The sequence below is a fragment of the Caballeronia sp. NK8 genome, from assembly GCF_018408855.1.
Taxonomy (GTDB): domain Bacteria; phylum Pseudomonadota; class Gammaproteobacteria; order Burkholderiales; family Burkholderiaceae; genus Caballeronia.
The window spans coordinates 40,222-67,145 of record NZ_AP024326.1; the positions used below are offsets into that span (position 1 = coordinate 40,222).

The 26,924-nt window shown below is 59.3% G+C and carries 20 protein-coding genes and 3 pseudogenes; 11 read left to right on the forward strand and 12 right to left on the reverse strand.

Annotated features, from left to right (window positions below):
* Window positions 1-66: 66 nt before the first annotated feature.
* Window positions 67-1,194 carry a sensor histidine kinase gene (locus tag NK8_RS33020; RefSeq protein ID WP_213233680.1) on the forward strand — a complete coding sequence of 376 codons (1,128 nt, stop codon included), beginning with the start codon at window positions 67-69 and terminating at the stop codon, window positions 1,192-1,194.
* A gap of 288 nt (window positions 1,195-1,482) precedes the next feature.
* Here NK8_RS33020 and NK8_RS33025 read toward each other — a convergent pair.
* Window positions 1,483-1,641, reverse strand: a pseudogene (locus tag NK8_RS33025) (transposase domain-containing protein); the annotation flags it as partial.
* A 160-nt stretch (window positions 1,642-1,801) separates the two neighbouring features.
* On the opposite strand from NK8_RS33025, the gene NK8_RS33030 reads away from it, so the two are divergent.
* Together NK8_RS33030 and NK8_RS33035 are read left to right on the forward strand one after the other, a co-directional pair.
* Complete coding sequence (locus NK8_RS33030) at window positions 1,802-3,526, forward strand: ATP-binding protein (RefSeq protein WP_213233681.1); 1,725 nt, start codon at window positions 1,802-1,804, stop codon at window positions 3,524-3,526.
* Window positions 3,527-4,106: 580 nt separating this feature from the next.
* Window positions 4,107-5,012 (forward strand): alpha/beta hydrolase, encoded by a 906-nt coding sequence (locus NK8_RS33035; RefSeq protein WP_213233682.1) that lies wholly within the window; start codon window positions 4,107-4,109, stop codon window positions 5,010-5,012.
* 204 nt (window positions 5,013-5,216) lie between these two features.
* Here the strand turns inward: NK8_RS33035 and NK8_RS43815 are convergent, their stop codons facing one another.
* Window positions 5,217-5,612, reverse strand: a complete 396-nt coding sequence (locus tag NK8_RS43815; protein WP_213233683.1) for a 4-oxalocrotonate tautomerase family protein — start codon at window positions 5,610-5,612, stop codon at window positions 5,217-5,219.
* 51 nt (window positions 5,613-5,663) lie between these two features.
* Complete coding sequence (locus NK8_RS33045) at window positions 5,664-6,374, reverse strand: SDR family NAD(P)-dependent oxidoreductase (protein WP_213233984.1); 711 nt, start codon at window positions 6,372-6,374, stop codon at window positions 5,664-5,666.
* A gap of 104 nt (window positions 6,375-6,478) precedes the next feature.
* Between NK8_RS33045 and NK8_RS33050 the strand changes: the two genes are divergently transcribed.
* On the forward strand, window positions 6,479-7,375 hold the full coding sequence (locus NK8_RS33050) for a LysR family transcriptional regulator (RefSeq protein WP_213233684.1): 897 nt from the start codon (window positions 6,479-6,481) through the stop codon (window positions 7,373-7,375).
* 489 nt (window positions 7,376-7,864) lie between these two features.
* Here NK8_RS33050 and NK8_RS33055 read toward each other — a convergent pair whose 3' ends face one another.
* Window positions 7,865-8,803 (reverse strand): LysR family transcriptional regulator, encoded by a 939-nt coding sequence (locus NK8_RS33055; protein ID WP_213233685.1) that lies wholly within the window; start codon window positions 8,801-8,803, stop codon window positions 7,865-7,867.
* Window positions 8,804-8,913: 110 nt separating this feature from the next.
* Here NK8_RS33055 and NK8_RS33060 point away from each other — a divergent pair, with 110 nt between their 5' ends.
* Entirely contained in the window at window positions 8,914-10,077 is a 1,164-nt protein-coding gene (locus NK8_RS33060; RefSeq protein ID WP_213233686.1) for an alpha/beta fold hydrolase, read from the forward strand.
* A gap of 816 nt (window positions 10,078-10,893) precedes the next feature.
* Here the strand turns inward: NK8_RS33060 and NK8_RS33065 are convergent.
* From NK8_RS33065 to NK8_RS33075, 3 genes are all read right to left on the reverse strand, one after another.
* Window positions 10,894-11,112, reverse strand: a complete 219-nt coding sequence (locus NK8_RS33065) for a hypothetical protein (RefSeq protein WP_062268030.1) — start codon at window positions 11,110-11,112, stop codon at window positions 10,894-10,896.
* A gap of 227 nt (window positions 11,113-11,339) precedes the next feature.
* The gene (locus NK8_RS33070) at window positions 11,340-11,708 is read right to left on the reverse strand and encodes a type II toxin-antitoxin system VapC family toxin (RefSeq protein ID WP_213233687.1); all 369 of its coding nucleotides are present in this window, start codon (window positions 11,706-11,708) and stop codon (window positions 11,340-11,342) included.
* A 269-nt stretch (window positions 11,709-11,977) separates the two neighbouring features.
* Window positions 11,978-12,721 (reverse strand): SDR family oxidoreductase, encoded by a 744-nt coding sequence (locus NK8_RS33075; RefSeq protein WP_213233688.1) that lies wholly within the window; start codon window positions 12,719-12,721, stop codon window positions 11,978-11,980.
* Window positions 12,722-12,869: 148 nt separating this feature from the next.
* On the opposite strand from NK8_RS33075, the gene NK8_RS33080 reads away from it, so the two are divergent.
* The 6 genes and pseudogenes from NK8_RS33080 (at window position 12,870) to NK8_RS33105 (ending at window position 20,308) form a co-directional block, all read left to right on the forward strand.
* Entirely contained in the window at window positions 12,870-13,754 is an 885-nt protein-coding gene (locus NK8_RS33080) for a LysR family transcriptional regulator (protein ID WP_213233689.1), read from the forward strand.
* 177 nt (window positions 13,755-13,931) lie between these two features.
* The gene (locus tag NK8_RS33085) at window positions 13,932-14,711 is read left to right on the forward strand and encodes an MBL fold metallo-hydrolase (RefSeq protein WP_213233690.1); all 780 of its coding nucleotides are present in this window, start codon (window positions 13,932-13,934) and stop codon (window positions 14,709-14,711) included.
* A 404-nt stretch (window positions 14,712-15,115) separates the two neighbouring features.
* Window positions 15,116-15,879, forward strand: a pseudogene (locus tag NK8_RS33090) (hypothetical protein).
* A 239-nt stretch (window positions 15,880-16,118) separates the two neighbouring features.
* Entirely contained in the window at window positions 16,119-17,804 is a 1,686-nt protein-coding gene (locus tag NK8_RS33095; RefSeq protein ID WP_213233691.1) for an arylsulfatase, read from the forward strand.
* A gap of 87 nt (window positions 17,805-17,891) precedes the next feature.
* Window positions 17,892-18,971, forward strand: coding sequence for an HAD family phosphatase (locus NK8_RS33100; RefSeq protein WP_225936587.1), 1,080 nt, complete (start codon window positions 17,892-17,894; stop codon window positions 18,969-18,971).
* A gap of 50 nt (window positions 18,972-19,021) precedes the next feature.
* Complete coding sequence (locus NK8_RS33105; RefSeq protein WP_225936622.1) at window positions 19,022-20,308, forward strand: anaerobic sulfatase maturase; 1,287 nt, start codon at window positions 19,022-19,024, stop codon at window positions 20,306-20,308.
* 8 nt (window positions 20,309-20,316) lie between these two features.
* Here NK8_RS33105 and NK8_RS33110 read toward each other — a convergent pair.
* From NK8_RS33110 to NK8_RS33130, 5 genes and pseudogenes are all read right to left on the reverse strand, one after another.
* Window positions 20,317-21,470: pseudogene (locus tag NK8_RS33110) on the reverse strand (IS30 family transposase).
* A gap of 962 nt (window positions 21,471-22,432) precedes the next feature.
* Window positions 22,433-24,166, reverse strand: coding sequence for a penicillin-binding protein 2 (locus tag NK8_RS33115; RefSeq protein WP_213233692.1), 1,734 nt, complete (start codon window positions 24,164-24,166; stop codon window positions 22,433-22,435).
* On the reverse strand, window positions 24,163-24,558 hold the full coding sequence (locus tag NK8_RS33120) for a hypothetical protein (RefSeq protein WP_213233693.1): 396 nt from the start codon (window positions 24,556-24,558) through the stop codon (window positions 24,163-24,165). Before NK8_RS33120 ends, NK8_RS33115 begins: the two co-directional genes overlap by 4 nt.
* A 36-nt stretch (window positions 24,559-24,594) precedes the next feature.
* Window positions 24,595-25,434 carry a D-alanyl-D-alanine carboxypeptidase family protein gene (locus tag NK8_RS33125; RefSeq protein WP_213233694.1) on the reverse strand — a complete coding sequence of 280 codons (840 nt, stop codon included), beginning with the start codon at window positions 25,432-25,434 and terminating at the stop codon, window positions 24,595-24,597.
* Window positions 25,435-25,445: 11 nt separating this feature from the next.
* Window positions 25,446-26,546, reverse strand: coding sequence for a M23 family metallopeptidase (locus NK8_RS33130; protein WP_225936588.1), 1,101 nt, complete (start codon window positions 26,544-26,546; stop codon window positions 25,446-25,448).
* Between the last annotated feature and the right edge of the window lie 378 nt (window positions 26,547-26,924).

Sequence of the window (26,924 nt, forward strand, 5' to 3'; positions counted from 1 at the left end):
GTTTGCTCTTACAAAAGATTCCGGCGAAAGTATCTCAATCGGGACTTCGCGTCCCCAAGGGGGTGCATGCGATTAGCCAATTTCATCCTGGCCCGTATGGAAGACATTGTGGCGCGGTGGGAGGCGTTCGCCAGCACACTCTTGCCCGCAGCCACAGACATGCGATCTCTAGCCTTACGGGACCATGCGCAACAGATACTGGAGGCCGTGGCAAAAGATATTTCCACGCCCCAATCCGGGACGGATCAGGTTGAAAGATCCAAAGGGCACATGTCGCCACCTCCTGGGGCTCCAGAGACAGCTGCACAAGCGCACGCCCTGTTGCGTGCGCGAAGCGGCTTTGACATTAGCCAGATGGTTGCCGAATATCGCGCCCTGCGTGCGAGCGTACTTCGATTGTGGATGGACGAGGGCGCGCACGACAGTCATCACGAAGATGACATGGTCCGTTTCAACGAGGCCATCGATCAGGCAGTCGCCGAATCGGTAGACTTTTTCGGCATGCAGGTGGACCTGGCCCGTAATCTGTTCCTTGCGATGCTCGGGCACGACATGCGCAGTCCGCTCCAGACCATTCAGATCACAGCGTCGTATCTGGGGACACTGAACGCCGGCGAGAAAGTGTCGGGAGCCGCTTCGCGCTTGATCAGAAGCGGCTCCCGGATGCAGGCGCTGCTCGACGATATGGTTGATTTCAATCGAAGCAGGCTCGGTTTGGGTATCAATATCGCACCGAGCAATGTCGACCTGGCCCAGTTATTTGCCGATTCACTGGACCAGTTGCGGGTCGTGTATCCAGACCGTCCGATTGATCTAGCTGTAGTCGGTGATTGCATGGGTGTCTGGGATGGCCGACGTCTCCAGCAGTTGTTGGGCAATCTGGTACTGAATGCTATCAAGTACGGAGCGCAAGACGCGCCGGTGAATGTGACAGTAACCGACGAGGCCGCGGATGTTCTGCTGGAAGTGAAAAACACTGGTAACGCCATTGAGCGGTCAACACTTGATCTTATTTTTGATCCACTCCAGCGCGGCCCGAACCATCCAGGCAATACTACCGACAGCAGTCTTGGGCTCGGACTGTATGTCGCGCGCGAGATTGCTAGGGCACACAGAGGCGAAATCGACGTGCGATCCGACCCGGCAGAAACGGTGTTCTCGGTAAAGCTACCGCGTGGCGATTACCGCGCATGATGCGCTACGACCGATCGCAACCAGTGTGCGGTAAAGCTGTACGATTCCACTGGACGCCATCGGCCGCGAACACGCCTCGACTGGCATAAACAATCACTCAAGACCGGCGACGTGCGAACGGCCGGACAAATGCGGGCAGCGGCTCGCCGACAAGCTAGACTTGAACGACGGCAATTGCCGAGTTGTGCAGGTAGAGCATCCCTCCGGTTCCCGAGTTCGTAACCGTCCGACCACGACCGTTCTGCACAGCGTGTTGATAGCGAATGGTTGAACGGCAGCGCGTTGAGTTCAGGCGACGTCGTGGGGAAGCTGATTGGCAACGACCGATGGCAACAGCTCGTTGACGCGATTGACGGGGTGTTCGCCGATGCGGGCGATGACGTGGCGCAGGTATGCCTCGGGATCAAGGCCATCCAGTTTGCCGGTACCGACCAGGGCGTAGATTGCCGGAGGTGCGCGAAGTGTACCTTTCACAGTGAGCGAAGCACTCATCCGTCGGCTCGCCATGGGAAATAAGCCCTGTCTTGTCTTCTGCGTGCGGTCGAGCCAGGCAGGTCGGCGCCAAAATATATAATCAAGCGCAGACGACCTCCGTAGCGTAAAGTCCATGGCACATCAAGCAGCGCCCAAACCTGATGACGAAGCTGCGCGCTTAATAGCGCTCCGGCATCTCGGCATTCTCGATACGTTGCCCGAGTCGTCCTTCGATGACATCGTTGCGCTGGCGTCGACCATCTGCGACGTGCCAATCGCGCTGGTGTCCCTGATCGACGCCGAGCGACAGTGGTTCAAGGCGTGTATTGGGCTGGAGGTGCGCCAAACGCATCGGGATCAGGCTTTCTGCGCACATGCGATCCTGAAACCGTCGGAATTACTGGTTGTGGCTGACGCGGCTGCCGATCTGCGTTTTTGCGAAAATCCCCTCGTTGTCGGTCCACCCCACATCCGTTTTTATGCGGGCGCACCGATTGTGACGGATAGCGGGCACGCCTTGGGAACGGTGTGCGTGATCGATCAGGTGCCTCGGACACTCACGTCGCGACAACTGGATGCGCTTCAGGCACTCGCGAGGCAAACCGCCCGCCTTCTCCACGCGCGCGAATCCGAGATCGAAAGCGAGATTCGAAGACAGGCGATGCAGGAAAAAATCAGCCGCGCCTTGGCCGATGACGACACCACCCATTCCGAGCTACGAAGACAACAGCGTGTGGCGTCGGTCGGCCAGCTCACGGGCGGCGTTGCACATGACTTCAATAACCTGTTGCAGACGATCAGCACGACGCTGCAGCTTGCTCAGCTGAAGGCGGCCCAGCCGGAGCAAGTCGTTCGATGGACGCAAAGCGGACTCACAGCCGTTCGACGCGGTGCGGATCTGGTCGCGCAGATCCTTTCTTTTTCTCGTGATCAGGCGCCGGAGGCGGAGCCGCTTTGCGTCTCCGTTCATGTCGCAGGCATGCGTGATTTGCTTGCTCGAACGCTTGGCAGCGGGATCCGTATCGATTTTGAACTCGGGACCTATGAGTGTCTCGCACGTTGCAATCCGGCGCAGCTTGAGGCGGCGGTGCTCAACCTGGTGATCAACGCGCGCGACGCGCTCGACGGGACGGGCACGATCACCGTACGTACACGGCGCATCGAGCAACAGGAGTCGTTCTTGTCGACGGGCCTGAAGGCGGGTGAATACGTCGAGCTGTCCGTCACCGACGACGGTCCCGGCATGCCACTCGAGGTTGCCACGCGCGCTTTCGAACCCTTCTTCACCACCAAGACCGAAGGCAGGGGCACCGGACTCGGATTGGCCCAGGTGTATGGCTTCGCGCTTGCTGCAGGTGGAACCGCGCGCGTAGACACCAGTCCCGGCCAAGGCACGACAGCCACTGTCCTGCTGCAGATCGTTCAACAGGAGCGAGCTGTCAGCAGTGTCTCTGCGGATAGGAAGCCTGAGACCGGCGATGCCGAATCCTCCTCACTCAACGCACATATCCTGCTGGTAGACGAAGATCAGGAACTGCGGGTGTCCTTGTGCGAGCTATTGAGCGCCGCCGGTTATGCAATGTCGGTCGCGAAAAGCGGTATCGATGCGCTGCGTGCTCTTGAGTCGAACCTTCCAGATGTCGTGATCGCCGACATTGGCATGCATGGCATGAACGGGGCGTTACTCGCCCGCATAATTGGTGAGATGTATCCGCGCTTGCCAGTCATATTCACGACCGGCATGTCCGCCGACAACGATCTGCTTGCCCATTTGCCGCCACAATCGATCGTTCTGTATAAGCCTGTTCTGCTTGAGGAAGTGACCGATACGATCGAGCGCCTGCGCGCAGGATACTGAAGCCGGCTGGTCAGGCCGCCAATCGGCACAGCGCCACACCGCATCCTGACATACATCACAGGCAACCCCGCACAACTGATTGAGAGGCTTCGCTCCACACGCCCACTGGCGACGTGCGTCCCACCGGGTCTGAATCAACGCGAAAACTTGCCGAGTCCCCTGACAAACCGGAAAAGAGCGCTGAAATCGACGCGGCATCAACTACGCCTGACGCCACTGCGCACACGGAGCGGCGTACAACTTCGAATGCCACCTCCGCAAGAAGGGCTTCCGTCACTAAACCCGGGGGCAGACGCGCCGTCGCAGTTCAGCCGCAACGTCAACATACCCACTTCGTCATCATCTTCCGCCGGGTCGACAATCGTGCGGAGACGGCATCCGGCGGGTCCTCAGAGTCAGTCGTGTCGGGCTGATGCTGCAGCTTGGCGGCGCAAACGTCTGTCGCTCGCATTCTCGCTGGTGCAGGACCATGACGTGCGACTGCTCCCCAATCGTCCATGTCACGCCATCGGCATCCTTGAAGAATGAACCTTCGTATTGATACCTGGGTCACCTTCAACAATCATGTCAGGATAATTTGATGTTTCCGTCACAGTATTTCATGCGACACGCGGCGTCTCTCGTCGCTTGTCTGTCGACGCTTGCAATTCTTGCTGGATGCAACCCGGTGCGCCTCGTCAATACCTTGACTCCACGTAACGATTACGACGCTTACTCAGGGTTGTCTTATGGACGCGGCGAGCGTCATTTGCTCGATGTCTACGTGCCGAAAACGTCCGCGAACACTGGCGCTGACCGACCGATCATCGTTTTCTTTTACGGAGGAAGTTGGCAGACGGGCGAGCGTGATGACTATCGATTCGTCGGCGAAGCTCTTGCCTCGCGGGGCTATGTGACAATGATCCCCGATTATCGGCGCTACCCACAAACTACGTTTCCAGGTTTCATGGACGATGCGGCAGCAGCCGTGTCCTGGGCCCGGGGACATGCGCTCGCCTTCGGCGCCGATCCTCGCCGCCTTTATGTCATGGGCCATTCGGCTGGCGCCCATATCGCCATGCTGCTCGCGACCGACCATCGGTATCTCCGATTACACGGCATGGACGCAACCCAACTTGCCGGAGCAATCGGGCTTGCCGGCCCGTATGATTTTTTACCGCTTGAAGACAGGACGCTCGAAGCTATCTTTCCACCGTCGTTGCGCGAGACCAGTCAGCCCATCAACCATATCGATGGACATGAGCCGCCGATTTTTCTAGCCGTCGGCACTGCAGACCGCACCGTTGATCCGGGCAACACGACACGCTTCGCCAGACGTCTGGCGGCAGCAGGTGACCAGTTGGTGCTCAAGCGCTATCCAAAAGTGAACCACGCAATGGCTGTGGGAAGCCTCGCGAAACCTGTGCGCGCGTTGTCGATCTTTATCACGGTTGCTCCAGTGCTGGATGACGTCTCTGCATTTATTGACTCCCACCCGACGCGATGAGACGCAGCATTGCGGCTGGCGGCACTAGGCCGGAATCCGATGACAACCGGCCGTTCGAAAGCCCACGTGTTGCAGGTGCTGAGAGGCTGCAATTGGCCGGGTCGAGGCGGTGCCGCGCGCAATGCGCTTGCCGAAAAGCGGACATTGAGGGAGGACCGATGAGGTTTAGTTTAACTGAACCGGACCGCCACCTCGACGGTCCCTTTATGGCAGATAGGCGCGCGTGCAGCGCTTCCCACTTTGTGGCTCGGCGAACGTTGCCCGCCAAGTGGGCGGCTGGTGCCCGCGTAGACGGGTCGATGGGGTGCCCATCTCTTGAAAGAGAGAACGCTGCAGAAACGCACGTCGAGCAAGATCAGGGGCTACTCGACGAACCAGAGCAAGTTGATTGCGGTAGTTGGACAGCGGCAGCCCGCCCTGTCCGATGTGATCGATCTCGTGTTCGTGGAAGATAACAGTGGTATCTTCGTGCGGCTTACCCATTACCGTGAAAAGCAGGTCGGCGATGCCTTTGTACACGGCGGCTTTCTGCTCGCGGGTCGTGCGTTTCTCGCCAGGGATGGTGCCTTCACGGGTCACAAGGATATTCACAATCGGCATACGGTTCTCCAGGAGAAGGGGGAGGCGCCGGTTGCGCGCCTCCGTTGCAGCTCAGCGCCCTGCGATAAGACCGCCATCGACGTGTAGGATCTCGCCGGTCGAGAAGGCTGCGTCCTCGAGGTAGAGCACCGCTCGAACAATATCTTCGACCTCACCTAGCTTGTTCATGGGGTGAAAGGCAGCCAGCTTTTCCACCATGCTCGGATCGTGCATGGGCGTGCGGATGACGCCCGGAGCCACAGCGTTCACGCGGATGCCGCGTGTGGCGTACTCGATTGCCATGCTCTTGGTGGCGGAATTCATCCCGCCCTTGGTCAGCATCGTGAGAAAAGCTGGAGAGCGGGAGCTGGCAAATTCCGCCGTCGAGGCAGTGATCTGGACAACGTGTCCGCTGCCCTGTTTCAACATCACCGGAATGACCTGCTGGGTAGTGAAAAAGAAACCGTCGAGGTTGGTCTTTAGCTTGAGACGATAATCTTCTTCAGTGTATTCGGTGAATGCCTTGCCGATAAAGATGCCGGCGTTGTTCACCAGCGTGTCGATGCGGCCAAACCGGTCCAGCGCTGCAGCAACCACACGCTTGCCGGTCTCCGGGTCACCGATGTCGCCCGCGACGGTCACAAGGTCCGGGTCGGCTGAAGGCTGAATTGAGCGCGATGTCGCAACCACGCCGTAGCCGCGCGTGCGAAAAGCCTTGACGATGCCCTCGCCCATACCTTGCGAAGCGCCGGTGACAATGGCTACCTTCTTCTGACCCATGATATTTCTCCTGGCTGTTAAATGAACTTCGGATGCCGTTGGCATCTCGTGGTATGGACAGAGGTTAGCGCTGGACTTCGTGAACGGGGAGTCGCTATTCTTGCGCAATGACTGATAAAAAACGCACGGAACTCGACTGGCAGGACATGAGGATTTTTCTGGCGCTGGGACGCTACGGAAGCCTGTCTGCAACGGCACGCGCACTGCGCGTTAATCATGCAACGGTCGCCCGCCGTGTTCAGTCTCTTGAGGAGAGCGCAGGTCAGAAACTGGTCGAGCGCAGGCCAGAAGGATATGTACTGACCCCTGCAGGAAGAACTACGTTACAGGTTGCAGCGGAGATGGAAGCTGCAGCGCAGAGAATGAAGCATGCCGGGGCGAGCGATGGAGACGGCAGCCTTCGAGGCCTGGTGCGTATAAATGCACCGCCCGCGCTGACACAGGGCTTTATGCTTGCCCGCCTTACCCGTCTCACCGAGTCCTACCCCGGTATCGACATTGATCTTGCGACGAACCTTCGTTCGGTCAGCCTCGACCGTCACAAAGCAGATATCGCGGTGCGCGTGGGTCGCCTTGCCGACGCGGACTTGATCGCCAAGTCACTCGGCCTCATGTCGTTCGGCTTCTATGGCGCAACAGCGCAGTGTGAACGAGTCGAACGAGGAGAGTCGCCCGTTTTCATAAGTTTCAACGAAGAAAGCGCCGACATGCCGGGCACGAGCTGGTTGTCGCAGCATTTCCCTCACTGTCGTGTTTCATTCCGCGCTGAAAATCACATACTGCAAGCTATTGCGGCTCGGGACGGCGGGGGCTTAGCTTTGCTGCCCCATTATCTAGGGCGAAGTCTGTCTGGGTTAAGCTTGTCCGCCCTAGGACCGCTGCCCCCCCCGCGAGATATGTGGCTTCTCATACGCAGGCAGGACCGTAACGTCCCGACGTTAAAGGTGGTTACGCAGCACTTGATCGATTCATTCAAGGAAAGCGAGGCGCTTTTCGGCGCATGATAGGCGATGGCGTGTTGACCTAACACCGCCTTACGCAGCCGATTGCCCCAGGTGAACTTGGCCAGTCGATTTTTTCCCTCAACGGCTGCCCTCAAGGGCGGAGACGACGTCGGAATGTTCGAGCGATGGCGCATCGACTGACGCTTCATGGCCGGCTTGCGGCAGTGCCGGTGGCAATCAGCCTACCGAACAACGGCCATTGAGTGAGGACAGATGGCGTCTCCGTTGGCCGAACTGGACGACGACCTCGATGGGCCGCTCATGACCGCACTTGATCTCATGACCGAAAGTGTCGATTATTCTGGGCTCGCGATCCATGCAAACGACATAACCGAAGTGTTACAGCCAGTCGACGCTCGCTGGTCGACAGACAGATATCAAACCGAAACGGCCACTGGGGTGTCGACTATTCCGGAAGGCGCGGACAGCAATTTCTGGCGGGACTCAAACGAACCCCAAAGGTCAAACCCGGTTCGAGAAAGGCCAAGCTCAAGTTCGCTTTTTGGCGGTTTTTCTCACGCTCCAACCATCCCAGGGCGGATCGCCGCCGAACGCTTCGGCAAGGTAATCGACGAACCGGCGCACTTTGAACGGTACCCGGCGAGCGCTTGGATAGACCGCCTGCACTGCGAGGTCGGTGGTGCGATATGCCGGCAGCAGAGCGACGAGTTCGCCATTCCGCAGATGCTCCCCAAAGACGAATGTCGGGCCGTACGCAATGCCGGCGCCGGCGAGCGCGGCCGACAGCAGCATCTGCGTGTTGTTGGCCGACACCCGCACGGGTCCATCGATAACATGTGCACGGCCCTTCGCATCGAACAACGTCCAGTCCCCGGCGGATACCGCTTCGCTGAACGCGAGTCTGGGCGCCTGCAGCAGATCGCGCGGCTTGCGCGGCGTTCCATGCAACTCGAGGTACGCGCGCGATGCGCACACGACCATCCCGCAAGGGGCGATCCGGCGTGTTACCAGCGCCGGGTCTTCCAGTCTCCCGATCCGGATAGCGACGTCGATGCCCGCATCGAGCAGATCGACATAGCGATCGCCGAGCACGACCTCGACACTCACCTTCGGGTGGTCTTCAACATAGCGCGCAACGACTTGTCCGAGATGCATCGCGCCGAACGTGACGGGCGCGGCGATGCGCATGACGCCGCGAGCCGTGCCGTGTAAATCGCTAGCCTCCCGATTGGCTTCGTCGTATGTTTCGAGAATTTGCTTGCAGCGCTCGTAGTAAGCCTGGCCCGTGTCCGTCAGGCTCAGGCGCCGAGTCGTGCGTTGAAGCAGTCGCACATTCAGCCGTGCCTCGATCTCACTTACATGCTTGCCCGCCATTGCGGGCGAAAACCCGAAACGCCGCGCGGCCGCCGCGAAGCTGCCTTCTTCCACGGCCGCAACGAACACGCCAAGACTTGTCAGTCGATCCATAACGTCACCAGATTCGATACCGGGATTATCGACTGTCGCCAATATTCAAGCAATTATCAAATCAGGTGCGCGGCTCTACGATGGTCCCTCCAACCAGCGAGGAGCACGGAATGGACATCGAAACGAACGGTACACGGATTCACGTCACGCAGCGAGGCAGGGGAGGGCTTGCGCTGGTCTTCCTGCACTACTATGGAGGATCGTCGCGCACGTGGAACAAGGTGGCCCAGGCGCTGCCGGAGCGATACCGCATCGTGGCCACGGACCACCGCGGCTGGGGCGACTCCGATGCACCCGCGCATGGCTACCGTATCGAGGATCTAGCGAACGACGCCGAGGGCGTGATCGAGGCGCTGGGACTTAAGCGATTCGTGCTTGTCGGTCATTCAATGGGCGGCAAGGTCGCGCAACTCATGGCGTCGCGGCGACCGAAAGGACTCGAAGGTCTCGTGCTGGTCGCGCCGTCGCCGCCCTCGCCCATGCTTCTTTCCGACGAGGAACGTGCGACATTGTCGGGCGCTTACCAGTCGCGCGAATCGGTCGAATTCGTGATCGACCATGTCCTCACCGCGAGACCGCTCGACGCCGCGTGCCGCGAACAGGTCATCGAGGACAGCCTGAAGGCCGCACCGCAAGCGAAGGCTGCGTGGCCCGAGATCGCGATGCGCGAAAATATCTCCGCAGCGGTGGCGTCGATCGTCGTGCCGACAATCGTCATCTCAGGAGAGCGGGATCAGGTGGATCGGGTCGCGACGTTACAGGCTGAACTGTTGCCTCGCATTCCGCATGCGGCGATGCACATCCTTCCCGGCACCGGGCACCTATCGCCACTCGAAGCACCAGCGGAAGTTGCGCAAAACATCGCGCGTTTCGTCGCTGCGATAGAAGCCAAGTCTGTAGTGTGTAACTCGCCCGCGGACGTCCCGGCCGCCTTCGATGCAGCGATGAACGCAGGCGATCTCGATGCATTACTGCGCGTGTTCAGTAATAACGCCACTATGCGGATGACGAACCGTGACGTCGCGCAGGAAAGCCCTTGCGACCTACGTCGGTCTCTTGCCCAATTGCTGGCGATGCGACCGCATACTCGAAATACCGTGCGCCGCGTCCTGTCGAGCGGCGAGATTGCGCTCGTTCTGCTGAACTGGACCCTCAGCATCACGCGCCCCGACGGCCAGAAGCATGTAGAACTGGGGACTGCAACCCAGGTCATGGAGAAGGGCCGCGATGGTGGCTGGCGGCTCAAAATCTCAAATCCTCTCGGGTTGAATTGATAAATTTTACCGGGGTAACGCCTTCAGTCTAGAACGAATGGGCCGTCTTTCGTGAAAGGGAACAACTTCTTGATCGCAGGAGAACGGCCGGGGATAAGGGGTTCTGTCCCTTACACTGAGATTCCGCTTCCCAGCGACCCCATCCCATTGCGGGTCTCGCGGCCGCTACAAGCTCGCAATCTAACGATTCACCTTAATCGTGGAAGATGCACGTCAAAGATCGCGAGTGGCGGGAAGATTCGCCCCGATCGAAGTCTTGCGAACGCGTGACCATCAACGATCATGTGCTGCGCGCGACGGGCCAATGCTCGAGATGTAACCGCCGTTCGAATGTCCGTGCGAAAGTTTGCGCATATGACCGAAAGTGGCCGAACACGGAAGTGGTCTCTCGGTCGCTGGGTCCCTCTCCGTGCAGCCGACGCTGCGGTACACCGGCCACACTCATCCGTTCCCCAAAGGGAGAATGAGCTTGTTAGGTCCATGCCATATAAGGTATCGCTGTGTGTTTCTCGTTGTCAGTTGATGCGCTTCCACTCGGCGTAGATCGCGCCGAAGACCGAGGGAACCACGTCGTGGCCTTCGAACGAAACCGGTCGGGCGTCGTTTGGATAGCCCAATGCCGGAGACGCTCGCAACAGCCCAGCATCCTCGCGCTATGTTCGCCCTTGGACGTAACATCACTGAGAATCTCCGACTCAATTCTATGAATCAGCGCCCAGGTTAGCGTACCTGCCGTCCGATGGCGTTGCACCGCCGCAGGCACGCCGTCTTTTAGAGCCGCATCCGCGGCATACAGCGCATCCATTCTTTCTCCCTTTAGTTGGGCAGTGCGTGCTTTCGTAACAGTGCCCTGATTGCATCGTCGACGGTTGACCGGAGCACATACTCCGGACCGTGCGGAAGCAGCGCGGCAAATGCTTCACTCAGCGAGTAAGCAACCTCGGCCACATCGCGCTCACGAATGATTACCCTAAGTCCAGCAGTAAGCTCGGCTTCAAGTTCACGATCGTTGATTCGGAGTTCGATAGTCGGCATCGTGTCATCTCCCTAATGGGCTGCGTCGCTTCCTTTACTCGTGGTCGCGAAGGTCCGACAAGGACTCATCGAGCAAGTCCGCCGCGTCGAAATGGAGTTGCACTGAGGCATCGGTTAGCGGCTCACCGTTGGGCATCTTGCGTGACTCGGCAGAGTCACGCAAAACGTTGATCGCTGCTCGCAGAGCAAGGGCTGGAGTCAAATTGCACATGGTTCGTTTTCCGTGTTCAATCGCTCAGCCAGTTCTCGAGTTTGACGCCCGGGTAACTGGCAAAGTCTTTTATGTTGTTCGTGACCAAGGCAACGTCGAGCGCAACTGCATGTGCGGCGATCAGCTTATCTAGGTGGTCCTTCTTGCGCTCCCGAGTAGCCTCACGAATCGGGCCGTAGGCCACCGCCGCCGCAGCATCGAACGGAGCCACCGGAATGTCCTCAATCAACGCGGCGAGGGTGCGCCGCTCTTTCGCCGGATTCGCACAAACGGCGACACCGTATTCCAACTCTGCATACGTGATAGCTGACATGACCACGTCACCGACAAAGCACTCCGCGAACCGAAAGATCGGTCGGCTCTGTTCGACCCAATTCAGTCGCACGGATTCATCGTGCTAGACGTCCGCTTTCAATTACATTCAGCCAAAGCTCCTGAGCCGATGCAAATAGGATGGTCATCACCAATCCGACCGTGCATGGCGCTACGCCAACCGATGACTTTGCAACCTTTGCTCGGTTCTCCGGAGCAAAAGCAAGTGTTCGGCAACGAGCGCTGCCAATGGCTATTAGCAAAGAGTCACCGTTGCAACTATCCGCATCTCGAACCAAGCGATGAAAGGCTTAAACCTCATTGGTTGATGGCGATACTGAATCACAGTAACTGAGCGGTAGGACGTACGACGATTTCGTTGATGTCGACTTCAATCGGTTGCTCGATGGCGAAGGTAATGGCGCGTGCCACGGCAGTTGGAGAAATCGCTTTTGTGTAGATTTCCAGAATACGCGCGCTGTCGGTGCCGGTGGTTTTGTTCTGAATACCACTGTCCACCGCACCGGGCGTGATCGAGGTCACACGGATCGAATGGCTGGCCATCTCGGCGCGCAGGCCTTCCGAGAGTGCCCGAATCGCAAACTTGGATGCGGAATGCACGGCGCCACCCGGTGAGAACACCTTTAGTCCATGCACCGAGCCCAGGTTGATCACATGGCCAAAGCCTTGCCGCAAGAACACCGGCAGCGCAGCGGCGATACCCCATAGGGTTCCCTTCAAGTTCAGATCGATCGTGGTTTCCCATTCCTCGGTATTCACCTCCGCCATCGGACGGATCAACATCACACCCGCGCTGTTAATCAACACGTCGAGCTTCCCAAAATCAGCGACGATGGTACTCACGGCAAGTTCCACGTCTTTCTTTCGAGTGACGTCGACGTCGTATCGCTTGGCTTTGCCGCCCTCGGCACGAATGTGTTGGACCAACAAATCCGCTTTGTTTTGATCGATGTCCGCAACCGCGACGATCGCGCCGTCCGCGGCTAATGCTTTCGCCGCGGCCGAGCCTATCCCCCCCGCACCTCCTGCGATTAGCACGACCTTTCCTTTGATCCCTTCACGCATGACGTATCCTTTCACCTTTGAGGCAATTTAAGCCGCATTCGTTCAGCAAATATCAGAGCTGCTGGCCGTGCATCGACGGACGCTTTTCTGATCCGGCGGTTCATGCTAATCGGCATGCCGTTGTTGAACCATTCGCTAATATCCGACAATGGCTGATCAAATTCGCGCATCGTTCGATTGGGAAGACATCCGCATTTTTGTGTCTCTTGCGCGCTATGGCAGCCTTTCAGCTGCGGCCAGGGCGCTATCGCTTTCGCACGCGACCATTTCCCGGCGCATTCAGACGCTCGAGAAAGCGCTAGGGGAGAAGTTGGTGGAGCGTCGCCCCGATGGGTATGCGCTGACCACGGCTGGGGTGCGCGCGCTTTCGGCAGCCAGCGACATGGAAGTGGCGGCCGCGCGACTCGGACGCGGCGGTCAACCGCAAGAGCCAAGCGGGCTTGTGCGTGTCAATGCCCCGCCAAGTCTGGCGCAATGTTTTCTTGTCGAGAAACTGGCCGGTTTGACTGCAGCATATCCGACATTGGATGTGGATCTTGCCACCGACTTTCGAGCGGTCAGCCTTGAGCGACGCGAAGCCGACGTTGCGCTGCGGTTCGGGCGGCCAACAGACGGTGAGGTCATCGCAAAGCGGGCGGCGACGCTAGGATTTGGTTTTTATGCCTTGGACGAATGGCGGCGACGTTTGGCAGCCGGCGAAAGCCCGACCTTCGTCGGCTTCGACGATGCGAACGCTCATTTGCCAGAAGCCATTTGGCTCCGCGATGCCTACCCACGCGCCCGCGTGGCGTTCAAAAGCAATAGTCAGGTGATGCAGGCGGCAGCGGCCCGTGCCGGCGCAGGCATCGCCCTGTTGCCTCACTTTGTCGGGCGCGGTGAGGCAACCTTGGTGCATTGCGCGATGAAGGAAGCGCCGCCATCCAGGGAACTTTGGCTTTTGATTCGGCGCGATGGCGTCTCCAACCTCGCAATCAAAACGGTGGTCGATTTTCTGATGAACCTCCTTTCCAGCGAGCATGCATTGATCGAATAGGTTCCGCTGCGCCACCGCGCGCATCCCCGTTGCCTGCAGCTCTTTCGCACGGATGCCAGTTCTGCCCTGAATGTACTTGTGCGAAATCGAGCATCCACTGAACAAATGTGGGGAATGCCACGCGGAAACCCAGGCCGCCATAATCGTCGCATTCCCACTTCGACATTGGATGCTGTGATGACCGGTGCAACTATCACGCTGATTGGCGGACCAACCGCTTTGATAGAGCTAGGTGGCTTTCGGCTTCTAACCGATCCGACCTTTGATCCGCCAGGTACTTACCAGCCGTATCCTGGCAAGCCCGTGACGTTTCTTAAAACCACCGGTCCCGCGCTCACGATCGGGGAAATCGGCCCATTGGACGCCATTTTGCTGAGCCACGACCATCACTTTGATAATCTTGACACAACGGGGCGTTCGATGCTCCCGTCCGTGAAAACAACCTATACGACGCTCTCCGGGCAGGCCCGCTTGGGCGGTAATGCCTTGGGCCTGACACCCTTCGAAACAAAAACGTTCGAAGGTCCAGGATTTGGGCGTTTGCTGATTACCGGCACGCCTGCGCGACATGGCCCAGTGGGAATCGAGCCGTATTCGGGCGACGTCATCGGTTTTCTGCTGGGAGAAGAAGAAGAGGGCGACGCGGTCTATGTTACCGGCGACACAGTTTGGTATGAGGGCACTGCCGAGGTCGCCCGTCGGTATTCTCCAAAGGTGGTGATCGTCTTCGCCGGCGCTGCCGAGCCGCGCGGGCGCTTCCAGATGACGATGGACAGCAACGACGCACTGGCTGCCGCACATGCTTTCCCCAATGCGAAGATCCTGGCGGTGCACAACGAAGGCTGGAAGCACAACACGGAAAGCGCTGACGAGCTTGCTTCGGCATTTACCGCGCTTGGCGTCGGCGATCGCTTGTTGCGCCTGCTGCGCGGCGAGCCGTTGAAGATCGAGTGGTGAGTAGTATCCCGGCGAATTGCGTTGAACATCTATGACGGTCCGTTAACCGATCGGAGCAGACGTTAAATTGTTTTGTTAATTCGATGTCGAACGGCCGAAGATGGCCGAAAGTGTGCATTGCCGCCGACGTTTAGCGGACTTGCCGTGTCGGACAGGCACAGTCTCGCCGGTCCGTGAATGCAACTAATCGTCTATGATTCCATACCCTGCCATCTATCAATGCTGCGCGTCCATAGGTTTATTCGACTGCACCTTCTTGCGATTTCAATTATCTAGAGGCTGACAGCCCTTGGACCAAGCTGTCGAGGAGAACACGCTCAGCGCCTCGATCAAGCGCGAGTCCCTGAACGTCGCGCGGCCGGGAGATGCTGCTCGGCTCTTTTCCTGTGCGACAGAGGTTTCGAATGACAACATTCGTGGACTACCCGGCTGTTTTGTTCGTCGTTATTCTCGCGTTGCTTGTGGGTGGAGTGGCGTTCGGTGCATTCGCTTTACGTCGGCTCGTGGTACTGCTACCGGAAGACCGCGACGACTTTCATATCATTCAGACATCGACGCTGACACTGCTTGCGCTCCTGATCGGATTTAGCCTTTCGATGGCGGTGAACCGCTACGATCTTCGCAAGACCTTTGAGGAGGGTGAAGCCAACGCGATTGGCACCGAATATTCGCGCGCGGATCTCGTCCATCCGTTCTCGGAGCGAAAATCAAGGCGGCACTGATTCGGTATACGAAGCTGAGACTGTCTAACTACCGGACACGGGGTCGCGACGAACTTGCACAAATCAATCGCGATTCGGCGGATGCGCAAGCGGAATTATGGCAACTGGCGACGCAAGTAGCGAAAAAGCAGCCGACACCCATTGGTGCGCTTGTCGTCTCCGGCATGAACGATGTCCTGAACGCCCAGGACTACTCGGAAGCCGCGCGCATCAATCGCATTTTCATTGGCGCGTGGTATCTGATGATCATCATCGCGCTTCTCGGCTGTATCGTGCAGGGTTACGGAGCGAAAGGCAAGCTCCGTAAAGGGCTGCTCATTACGATTCTCCCGGCCACGGTCGCGCTGTCACTCGCACTCATCGCAGATATTGATAGCCCGAAGGGTGGGCTCATCCGGGTTGAGCCAAAAGATCTGACAAGGCTTGCGAATTCCCTTGAAAGATAAGCTGGCTGAACTACCTGTCATATGAGATGGCAGGCGACCGAAGCTGCCGCTATGACCCCTATGACTATCGGATGGACATGACGGGCCCGAAAAAGAAAAAGCTTGCCAAGCGCTCGTTGAAGTTATATCGATGAAGCGCTATGAGTGTCCAGCGTTGGAAGCTTTTTGCGACCGATAAACGCACTTGCATGCGTGCCGTTTCCGTGGAATACCGTTTGGATCGACATCTAGGGGAAAAAATGAACCTTGGTGATTGCTTCTCGACGCTGGCGCAGCCGACTAAACGCGCGCCTTTCGCCTTGGTTGCGGCCGGCATACTGAGCGTTGCGATCAACGTGCAGGCCCAGACCAGCTCACAGCAGACCACGAAACCAAACATCGTATTGATCGTAGGCGACGATGTTGGCTGGGGCGATCTCGGGGTCTATGGCGGTGGTGAAGGACGTGGAATTCCGACGCCCAATCTTGACCGGATGGCGGACGAAGGAATGACCTTCTTCGATTTCTACGGTCAACCGAGTTGCACGCCAGGCCGCGCCGCACTTCAGACTGGACGCAATCCGAATCGCAGCGGCATGACGACCGTTGCGTTTCAGGGTCAGGGCGGCGGGCTTCCGCGTGCCGAGTGGACACTAGCATCGGTGCTGAAACTCGCCAACTACAAGACGTATTTCACGGGTAAATGGCACCTGGGCGAGGCAGATTACGCGCTACCCAACGCTCAGGGCTACGACGACATGAAATACGTCGGCCTGTATCACTTGAACGCCTATACCTACGCCGATCCAAAATGGTTTCCGGAAATGGATCAGCAAACCCGCGACATGTTCACCAAGGTGACCACGGGCATGCTTTCTGGAAAGGCAGGTGAGAAGGCTCACGAAGACTTCAAGCTAAACGGTCAGTACCAGAACGAACCGGACAAACGGATCGTCGGCATCCCGTTCGTCGATCGCTACATCGAGAAAGCCGCGCTCGACGATATAGACGAGGCTGCGCAAAGCGGCCAGCCGTTCTTCATCAATGTGAACTTCATGAAGGTTCACCAGCCCAACATGCCCGATCCCGACTACATCGGCAAATCGCTGGCGAAATCCAAGTACGCGGACTCGCTCGTCGAACTCGATGCGCGGGTCGGCCACATACTCGACAAGCTGCGCGAGAAAGGCCTCGACAAGAACACGCTGGTGTTCTTCACGACCGACAATGGCGCGTGGCAGGACGTGTATCCGGACGCCGGCTATACCCCGTTCCGTGGCACGAAAGGAACCGATCGCGAGGGCGGTACGCGCGTGCCGGCCATCGCTTGGTGGCCAGGCAAGATCAAGCCCCACTCACGCAACTACGACATTGTGGGCGGCCTCGACTGCATGGCGACGTTCGCAGCGGTGGCGGGAGTCGACCTGCCGAAGAACGATCGCGAAGGTAAGCCAATCATCTTCGACAGCTACGACATGTCGCCCGTGCTTTTCGGTACAGGCAAGAGCAAGCGCACTGCATGGTTCTATTTCACCGAGAACGAATTGACGCCGGGTGCGGTGCGAGTCGGTCAGTTCAAGGCGGTGTTCAACCTGCGCGGCGACGCAGGCGTGAAGACCGGTGGACTGGCGGTGGACTCGAACCTCGGCTGGAAGGGCCCCGAGAGCTACGTCGCGACCGTTCCACAGGTCTTCGACCTATACCAGGACCCGCAGGAGCGCTACGACATCTTCATGAACAACTATACCGAGCACACCTGGACGCTCCCAGCCTTGAGCGGCGCGGTGAAAGAGGAGATGAAGACATACGTAAAGTACCCGCCACGTAAGGCGCAGAGCGAAGCGTACGCTGGCCCCATTACGCTCAGTCAATACGAGCGGCTGAAGTACGTGCGTGAAGAACTGGAGAAAAATGGATTCAGCATTCCGCTGCCGACGGGAAATTGATTTGCCCGAGAATCGGATCAAGCAAGGTCCCGCTGCCGCATAAGAGGCGACGAGTTGCCAGCGTCTGGCGCGAAATGAGGAGGGAAGATGCGCTTCGCAGCCGATTCTGCGCGTGGAGGTCATGCTCCTGGCATTCTGATGGGGTGGCTCGTCTGTCTGTGCGTCGCGCTGACAGGGTGCGGCAGTACAAATACGGTTGAGCAAGGTCATAGCAACGCGCCGCCGGCAGCATCGGTTACTCCGTCCGCTGCGGTACTCCCATCGTGGCAGGACGGCGCCGCGCGCGCGGCGATTCTGAAGTTCATCTCCGACGTGACGCGTGAGGGAGCATCAAGCTACGTGCCTCCGGAAGCACGCATCGCCGTGTTCGACAACGACGGCACGCTATGGAGCGAGCAACCGATGCCGTTCCAGCTACTTTTCATGATCGACCAAGTGAAGGCGGCCGCGCCGCGCCATCCAGAATGGCAGAGCAATCCTGCATATAAGGCCTTGCTTGCGCACGACGCTGCGGCGCTCGCGCAAAACAAGAAGGCTCTGCTGCAATTGCTCGCGGTCGCCAACAGCGGCATGACCACCGACGAGTACGATCGCGCAATAAGTACGTGGCTTTCCGCCACCCGACATCCCACACTTCAGCGACCCTTCACCGAACTCATCTACCAGCCGCAACTCGAATTGCTGGACCTTTTGCGAACGAATGGCTTCAGAATCTGGATCGTCTCGGGCGGCACGGCCGAATTCATGCGCGTCTGGGCGAGCCAGGCTTATGGCATCCCTCCGGAGCAGATCGTGGGCACGGAAGAGAAGCTCAGGTATCAGTTGCGTGAGGGCAAGCCCGCGTTGATGCGTGAACCCGGTTTTGCTTTCGTCGACGACGGCCCTGGTAAGCCAGTGGGAATTTTTCGCGCGATCGGGCGGCGTCCGATCCTCGCGTTTGGCAATTCGGACGGCGACAGGGAAATGCTCGAGTACACCGCCGGCGGCCCGGGCGAAACAATGGCGCTGCTGCTGCACCACGACGATGCCGAAAGGGAGTTTGCCTATGATCGGCAATCCGCGCTCGCCCGACTCGACAAGGCGTGGGACCAGGCGCTCGCGCGCGGATGGGTCGTCGTCAGCATGAAGCAGGACTGGAAGACCGTGTATCCCGCGCCAAAATCCTAGCGGGAAACGCCGGTCGTGTCGAAGCTGCGACTAAACCAGCAGGAGTCGAGATGGATGATATCAGCGCCAGTACATCAGTGCAGCCGATTTTCTTTCACGGGACGCGACCGCTCGCGCCCGAACCGGCCGCGCCAGCGCAGAAGGGACGATTCCATACGATGGCCAAGGCCATTGGCTCGACATGCAACATCGACTGTACCTACTGCTATTACCTGCACAAAGAACACCTGCTCGATCAGCGTCGCGGCCGGCGGATGGAAGTGTCGATGCTGGAACGCTACATTCGCCAGTACATCGAGGCACAAGACGGCGACGAGATCATCTTCTCGTGGCAGGGTGGTGAGCCGACGATGCTCGGCGTCGATTTCTTCCGCGATATCGTCGAAATTCAGAAGAAGTATGCCCCGGCCGGGCGTCACATTTCGAACGATCTTCAGACGAACGCGACCCTTCTGGACGACGAATGGTGCAGGTTCCTGAAGGAGCATGACTTTCTGGTTGGCGTGAGTATTGACGGGCCGCGTGAGTTGCATGACACGTTCCGCCGCGATCGCAAGGGCCAGCTCACTTTCGACAATGTGATGGAGGGCATCGGCTATCTGAGGAAGCACGGCGTGAAGTTCAACACGCTCACGGTCGTCAACCGCATCAACGCCAAGAAGCCTCTCGACGTATACCGTTTCCTGCGTAATGAATTGGATTCCCGATACATCCAGTTCATCCCGTGCGTGGAGCCGAAGGACTTTCGCAGCGTTGCGCCCCAGCATTGGCCGCCCGACGCGATGCCGATGCTGGGAAGCAGCGCCGCCAGACCGGGCAATGCGGACTCGGTCGTGACGGACTGGTCGGTCGATCCCGACGACTGGGGCTACTTCCTGTCGCGAACCTTCGACGAATGGCATAGAAAAGACGTGGGTCGCGTGCTGGTGAACCTGTTCGAGACGGCCGTCGTGCAGACGATGGGGCGTCCCGCGCAAACGTGTGTGACCGCCGAGTTCTGTGGCAAGGCGCTTGCAATCGAACACGACGGCGAAGTCTATGCCTGCGATCACTATGTGTACCCGGCCTTTTCGCTTGGCAATATCCGGACGAGGCATCTGGGCGAGATGGCGTTCTCGCCACAGCAGCAACGCTTCGGCTACGCAAAGCGGGACACGCTTCCTGAATTTTGCCGCCAATGCCGGCATCTGAGGGTGTGCTGGGGAGAGTGCCCCAAGAATCGCTTCATCCGCAGCCCGGACGGTCAGGCCGGACTGAATTATCTCTGCAGTGGCATCAGACGGTTTCACGATCACGCGGGGCCTGCGCTCAGACAAATTGCGAAGCAATGCGTGTGAGGGCGGATTCAACCGGTCAACGCAACGCCCAACGTCTCGGCCAATTTCTCCGCTGGCGTCATAAAACCCAAGGTCTGCCGCGGCCTTTCATTGAGCCGCTTGGCAATTGCGTTCAACTCAGCCTGTGAGTAATGATCCAACGGCTGGCCCTTTGGAAGGTACTGACGTAGCAATCCATTGGTATTCTCGTTACTCCCTCTTTGCCACGGCTTTCGCGGTTCGCAGAAGTACACCTGCATATCTGTCGCCACCGTGAACTGCACGTGAGCTGCCATCTCCGTGCCCCGATCCCATGTCAACGAGCGCTTCAATTGCGCAGGAAGCTTGCGCACCTGCTTGATCAGCGCCTGCGTGACGCTCTGCGTGTCTTTGCCCGGCACCTTCACCAGCACCAAATAGCGTGAATGACGCTCCACCAGCGTAGCAACGTGCGTGTCGATTGAACGTGCAACCAAATCGCCTTCCCAATGCCCTGGCACAGCGCGATCCTCGGCCTCGGCCGGGCGTTCGCTGATCGGCACCGCATCGATGATCGTGCCGCGATTCTGACCCCGCTTCGAGGCGCACTTCGGACGACGCACCGCGCGCCTGGTGCGCAGCTCACTGATCAATTCCTTCTTCAGCGCTCCACGGGTCTGGATAAACAGCGTCTGATAGATCGTTTCGTGCGAAATGTGCATCTCCTTGCGTTGCGGGTATCGCCTCTTGAGCCAGCCCGAGATTTGCGCAGGCGACCATTGTAGGCGCAGCCCTCGCGCGACCTGCTTACACAAGCGCGCATTGCCCGCCAGCGCGCATTGTTTCGGACGCAACGCGCGCCTCCAAGCCAACTCATCGGCCACATGCGCGCGATACTTCTCGCGCCCTCCATTGCGGCTCACTTCACGGCTGATGGTCGATTTGCTTCGCCCCAACTGCGCTGCAATCGACCCATACGACTCATTCTGGCTCAACGCTCGCGAGATCTCTTCGCGCTCGCATAAGCTCAAAGCACGCGCTGCGCCGGCGCGATCCCGCCATGTTTGGCGATGTGCCGGTGCGTTGAGCCGACATCCCGCTGTAACGCGCGCGCAATCGCACTGACGCTCTCCCCACTACGCCAAAGCTTCCAGAGCCTCTGCCGCTGCGCTTTGCCCAACCAAGGCTTTCTCTGTCGAGTCATCGATGCTCCCCACCTGTATCACGATCATTAGATCAGAGGTGTTGCATCGACCGGTTGAATCCGCCGAGCGATCTTAACGCCCGTGTAGCGTGATGACGTTTGGAGTGCCTGTCGACCCGTTACATCGCTTCTTCCAATGCCCGTTGTTCTTCATCAAGAGACGGCCGGCCCACCGAGTGTCCAACGGCCGCAGCGGGTCGACTACGGAAGGTCGCGACTTATAGCGGTCGCAGCTGTCACGCGTCTTCAGCAAACGTCTATAGCTCGTCACCGGAGGCCGCTCCCTCCGTCTCCAGACAGCTTGTTGAGGCGGCCGTTCCGCAGCTAGCAGAGGCCCTTCATCGAGGCCGACTCGCGGGCTCTCGGCCAAGCGAAAAGCAGCTATGCAAACCTATAACCCGCAGGACGGAAAACGCCCGGGGTCAAGGCGTAAGTTCCATCCACATACGTTTTTGAAAAAGATTCCCGCGGCAGCGGTACCGCATCCGAAGAGCGCCATTGTTACACCGTCACGCTTTGTCACCCGACCACTTGTGCGCTCGCCGGTGGGGTAGCGCTAACGCACAAGGGACACCCTCGTGATTGTCATTCGACGTATTGACTCGGCTCTCACCCGGTTGATGTGGCAAGCGGAGTTGCCTTCTGGCTGCGTCTCTCTCCATTGCCCAGCATCGCGGATGCTCTGAAACCCTGTCCCGTAGCCGTCGCGCATGAACGTTGGCGGCTTCGACCGGCAACTTCTTCAATCTGCCATCACCTTGCCGACGGGGTTCAGGGAGCGTGGGTATGCAGTGTTCACCTTGCGGCGATCCTCACGGTAGCCTTCCAGCAACGGCTTCCAATACTTTGCGATTGAGAAATCTAGCTGCCGATGGCGGTTTGCCGACGCGAGATCAGGTAATTGCCGATAGCCCTCCGCGGAAATTTGCGAAGAACAAAACTTGAGCGTTGATTCGCAACATTCACATCGTCGGCACGCGCGTCGTCGCCATGCGCTCCGCTTTGTCCGGCAGCACGTTCATGACGCTCATCGTGCGGCTGGCAATATCGGCGAACGCCGGACCGGACACTGCGCCACCGAAGTGCGAGCCCTTGCTCGGCCGGTCGATCGACACGGCGATGATCACGCGCGGCGCATTGGCCGGTACGATGCCGACGAACGACGCGCGGTATTGACTATGGTCGTAACCTTCAGCGGTCCACCGATACGCGGTGCCCGTCTTGCCCGCGACGCTATAGCCCGCGACGACTGCCTGCGGCGCGGTGCCATTCTTCGACACCACGGTTTGCAGCATCGCGCGTACTTCGCGCGCGACCCGTTTCGAATAGATGCGACGGCCATGCACGGGGCTCGTGCCTTGCGCACGAATCGTCGCCGGCACGAACACGCCATCGTTCGCGAAGATCGTATAGACCTGCGCGAGTTGCAGCAGCGACGCGGAAAGCCCGTAGCCGTACGACATCGTTGCCTGCTCTATGCGCCGCCAGTGACGGTACGGCCGCACGATGCCGGACGCGGCGCCCGGCAAACCGGCCATCGGCGCACGTCCCAGACCCACGGCGTGGAAGTTGTTCCACATGTCCTGACGCGACAGTTGCATGGCGATCTTGGTGGTGCCGACGTTGCTCGATTTCTGGATCACTTTCGAAACCGTCAGGATTCCGAAGTCTGCATCGTCGTGAATGGTCGCGCCATCGAGGCGCAGACGGCCGCCATCGGTCGGCACGATCGTGTCGGGTGTCACGATATGACGCTGCAACGCAAGCGCGATGGTCAAGGGCTTGAGCACCGAGCCCGGCTCGAACGCATCGGTCACCGCGCGATTGCGAATCCGCTTGCCGCTGCGCGTCGCACGGCGGTTCGGATCGTACGTCGGCCAGTTCGTCATCGCGAGAATCCCGCCGGTGTGCGCGTCGAGCACGACCGCCGAGCCCGCCTTTGCACCAAAGCGCTGCACGGCGTCCTGCACCGCCTTGAACGCCGCGAACTGGATCGAGCGATCGATCGACAGACGCACGTCCTTGCCCGGCTTCGCACCGACGAACGCCAGCGTGTCGATGATCTGCCCGCGCGCATTGCGCAACACGCGACGGCTGCCATCGGTGCCGGTCAGCATTGGGTTATCGACGCGCTCGATGCCTTCCTGTCCTTTGCCGTCGACGCCGGAAAAACCGGTGATATGCGCGGCTACCGCACCTTCCGGATAGAAGCGTCGATAGTCGCGCTCGGCGTAAAGACCCGGCACGTCGAGTTGCATGGCCTGCTTCGCCACCGCAAGCGGCACCTGGCGCTGCAAATAGGCGAACGCGCGATGCTCGCGATACACATCCTCGATGCGGCCGCTGCTGATTCCGAGCAACGCCGCCACCGATTGCAGCTTGCTGTTGGGCACATCGCGCGCATCGACCCAGAGTGTGCGTGTCGGCAAACTCAGCGCGAGAATACTGCCGTTGCGATCCAGAATGCGTCCGCGCGCGGCATGCACAGTGAAATCGCGAATCTGCCGTATCTCGCCTTGCAGTTGATAGAAGCCGTCGTTGACGCATTGGACCCAGAACGCACGCGCGCCCAATGCCACGAACGCGATGCCGAACACGCCGCCCAGCAGCGCCGAACGCACGCGAAAACGGCGATGCGTGCCCTGATCGAGAACGGCGGACTGTTTGAGCCCATAACTTTCGCGAGGTGGCTTCATGAATGCGGCGCGCTGGCCGACGCCCCTGTCGCGCCTCGCTGGCCCGGCAAGTCAAGGCAACCGCGCACCATCGACCAGTAAAGCGGATCCGTAAAGCGACGCTCGAAATATTCGACGCGCGTATGCCGCCCTTCCGGCTCGAGACGCAAGCCGATAGCCGCACCGCTGAAGAACGATTCCGCGCGCAACGTGATGGTCGATCCGCTTTTACCGCGATGCAAACGTCGCGTGCCTTGCCCCCAGCGTTGCGTCACGCAATGCGCCATCGCCGACGCGGCAAGGTCGGATTTCGCCGTGAAAACAGGCGAAAGCGAGAATACGCCCTCGCGTCGCGAGCAGGCCATCAAGGCGACACAGAGCCCCGCAGCAACTGCCAGATGCCATCCGTTCATTCGTTTTTCCCCGATGCCGCGCGATAAACGACGCGGCTAGCGATGACGCCCGGACACCAGCCAGCGCCTCAGATTGATGGCGTCCTGAAAGTGCGCCTGTGGATTCGGATCGCCGAGCAGCACGATCAGCATGCGATGTCCACGCACCGTCGTCATGACGATGAGGCAATGCCCGGCCTCGTTCGTAAAGCCGGTTTTCTGCAAACCGACATGCCACATGACGTAGTGCACGAGCGGATCGGTGTTGTGATACATCAGCGGCCCCGCGCCACCGAGCACCAGTTTCTGATGCGAGGTCGAATACGTGCGGATTGCAGGGTAGTGATACGCGGCGCGCGCCAGCTTCGCCAGATCGCGCGCCGTCGAAACGTTATGAGGCGAGAGACCGGTCGGATCGACGAAATGACTACGCGTCATATGCAGACGTAGCGCCGTGCGATTCATCGCGCGCACGAAGCCGGGGCGTCCGCCCGGATAATCGCGGCTCAGTGCAAAGGCCGCGCGATTCTCCGACGACATCAGCGCGATATGCAGCATCGTGCGGCGCAAGAGCAGCGAGCCCACTGGCAAGCGCGAGCGCGACCACTTCAGACGATCGACATCGGCGTTCGCAATGCGCGCGGGCTTGAGCAGCGAACGCTTCGAATCCAGCACGACGATGGCGGTCAAGAGCTTCGTCAGCGACGCGATCGGTATGCGCTGATTCGCGTGTTTCGCATAGAGTGTGCGACCGGTGGCGAGATCGACCACCATCGCCGCGCGTGCCAGCACCGCAGGCCTGCACGCATGCCGCCTCACATGATGCGACTTGACGCGCGCCATCGCCGGCACGACGAAAATGACCAGCAGCAGGACCAGAAAGAGTTGAACGCGCATGACGATGGCGCTCAGAGCAATCCGGACAGGCGGTCGGCCTGTTGCGCGAAACGCTTGCGCTCTTCGCCTTGCAAGGGCGTGTCGCCCGGCAAGACGACGGTGAGCGGATTGCGCGCGATATCGTTGACGCGCACTTCATAGTGCAGATGCGGGCCGGTCGACCAGCCGGTCATGCCGACATAACCGATCACCTGTCCGCGCTTCACATGGCTACCCATATGCAGCCCTTTGGCAAAGCGCGAGAGATGCGCAAACGCGGTCTGATACGGTGGCGCATTGTCGATCAGGATGAATTTGCCGTAGCCGGTTTCCCAGCCGATCGTCGAGATCGTGCCTTGCGCGGTCGCGTGCACGGGCGTGCCGATCGGTGCGGCGAGATCGACTCCGTCGTGACTTTGCCAGCGATGCGTCACCGGATCCAGACGGCGCCTCGCGAATGGCGACGAGACGCGTGAATAGCGCAGCGGATAGCGTGAAAACGAGGGCGTAGTCGCCTTGCCGTTCGCCGTGTAGTAGAACGGCTTGCCCTTCAGATCCCGATGGAGGAACAGATCGTGATCGGTGTCGCCACGCGAAACGCGCACGGCGAGCGGCTCACGTTGATCTACCGGCTTTGACGCCTGCAGTTGTGGGGCGCCTGTTGCTACATCGCCTGGCTTTGTCTCGGGCCCTAAAACAAGGCTGATGCGGTCGCCTTTGCGCAGATCGCGTCGAAAGTCGATCTGCCCCGAGTACGCATGCGCGATCACCGCACTCATGGCCGGATCGACGCCTAGCCGCTGCATCGCTTCGGCAAAGCTCGAATCGATCGTCACGGATTCGGTCGTGGGCGCAAGCGCTTGAGTCGCTGAAGCGACCGCAGATGCGACCGCCGACGACGCGAGCGCACCTGACGCGCCAACCGCAACCGGCTGCGCGGTATGCAATGCATCCGTATCGTGATTGGCAGGTGTAGCAGGGGGGGCGGAGACCGACGGCGTGGTGTTGTCGTCATGCTGGAAAACGGTCTTGAGCGGCGAAAAGACAAACGCGGCGCAAACAGAACTCAACGCGCAGATGAGTACGGCTTTGCCAATGCGCGTCGTCGGCACGACGGGAACAGGAAGGGCCATGAGCAAACAGCGGGAAAGCGGATGAATCGAAGCGGCGACGAGATCGGACGGGCGTCCGGTGCCACCGGCGACACGCGAGCGGGCGAGTCCGGTTAGCGTCAAAAGAAGAGGGTGCTGCGTTTATTCGCGCGGCGTGCGCACCGCGCAGAACGTCATGCCAGGGAGAAATACCGGTTCAACAGCGTGTATTCGTGATGGCATAAGACGTGGCATGAGACGGCGTCGCTAACGGCGGGGAAACTGCAGGAAGGCCTTACCGTAAAGATCAAAGCTTAAGCGAAACTTAAAAAAGATGTGGATCTGTTGCGCCGCCTAACCGTTGACTGGTGCTCGTTAGAGGGCCCGAACCTGAACCGCGCTGCCCGGCTTGAAGTCGAT

Excerpts from the sequence above, each read along its gene's own strand:
- NK8_RS33020 (WP_213233680.1), top strand. The coding sequence starts at position 67 with ATGCGATTAGCCAATTTCATCCTGGCCCGTATGGAAGACATTGTGGCG.
- NK8_RS33030 (WP_213233681.1), top strand. The coding sequence starts at position 1,802 with ATGGCACATCAAGCAGCGCCCAAACCTGATGACGAAGCTGCGCGCTTA.
- NK8_RS33035 (WP_213233682.1), top strand. The coding sequence starts at position 4,107 with ATGTTTCCGTCACAGTATTTCATGCGACACGCGGCGTCTCTCGTCGCT.
- NK8_RS43815 (WP_213233683.1), bottom strand. The coding sequence starts at position 5,612 with ATGCCGATTGTGAATATCCTTGTGACCCGTGAAGGCACCATCCCTGGC.
- NK8_RS33050 (WP_213233684.1), top strand. The coding sequence starts at position 6,479 with ATGACTGATAAAAAACGCACGGAACTCGACTGGCAGGACATGAGGATT.
- NK8_RS33055 (WP_213233685.1), bottom strand. The coding sequence starts at position 8,803 with ATGGATCGACTGACAAGTCTTGGCGTGTTCGTTGCGGCCGTGGAAGAA.
- NK8_RS33060 (WP_213233686.1), top strand. The coding sequence starts at position 8,914 with ATGGACATCGAAACGAACGGTACACGGATTCACGTCACGCAGCGAGGC.
- NK8_RS33065 (WP_062268030.1), bottom strand. The coding sequence starts at position 11,112 with ATGCCGACTATCGAACTCCGAATCAACGATCGTGAACTTGAAGCCGAG.
- NK8_RS33075 (WP_213233688.1), bottom strand. The coding sequence starts at position 12,721 with ATGCGTGAAGGGATCAAAGGAAAGGTCGTGCTAATCGCAGGAGGTGCG.
- NK8_RS33080 (WP_213233689.1), top strand. The coding sequence starts at position 12,870 with ATGGCTGATCAAATTCGCGCATCGTTCGATTGGGAAGACATCCGCATT.
- NK8_RS33085 (WP_213233690.1), top strand. The coding sequence starts at position 13,932 with ATGACCGGTGCAACTATCACGCTGATTGGCGGACCAACCGCTTTGATA.
- NK8_RS33095 (WP_213233691.1), top strand. The coding sequence starts at position 16,119 with ATGAACCTTGGTGATTGCTTCTCGACGCTGGCGCAGCCGACTAAACGC.
- NK8_RS33100 (WP_225936587.1), top strand. The coding sequence starts at position 17,892 with ATGCGCTTCGCAGCCGATTCTGCGCGTGGAGGTCATGCTCCTGGCATT.
- NK8_RS33105 (WP_225936622.1), top strand. The coding sequence starts at position 19,022 with ATGGATGATATCAGCGCCAGTACATCAGTGCAGCCGATTTTCTTTCAC.
- NK8_RS33115 (WP_213233692.1), bottom strand. The coding sequence starts at position 24,166 with ATGAAGCCACCTCGCGAAAGTTATGGGCTCAAACAGTCCGCCGTTCTC.
- NK8_RS33120 (WP_213233693.1), bottom strand. The coding sequence starts at position 24,558 with ATGAACGGATGGCATCTGGCAGTTGCTGCGGGGCTCTGTGTCGCCTTG.
- NK8_RS33125 (WP_213233694.1), bottom strand. The coding sequence starts at position 25,434 with ATGCGCGTTCAACTCTTTCTGGTCCTGCTGCTGGTCATTTTCGTCGTG.
- NK8_RS33130 (WP_225936588.1), bottom strand. The coding sequence starts at position 26,546 with ATGGCCCTTCCTGTTCCCGTCGTGCCGACGACGCGCATTGGCAAAGCC.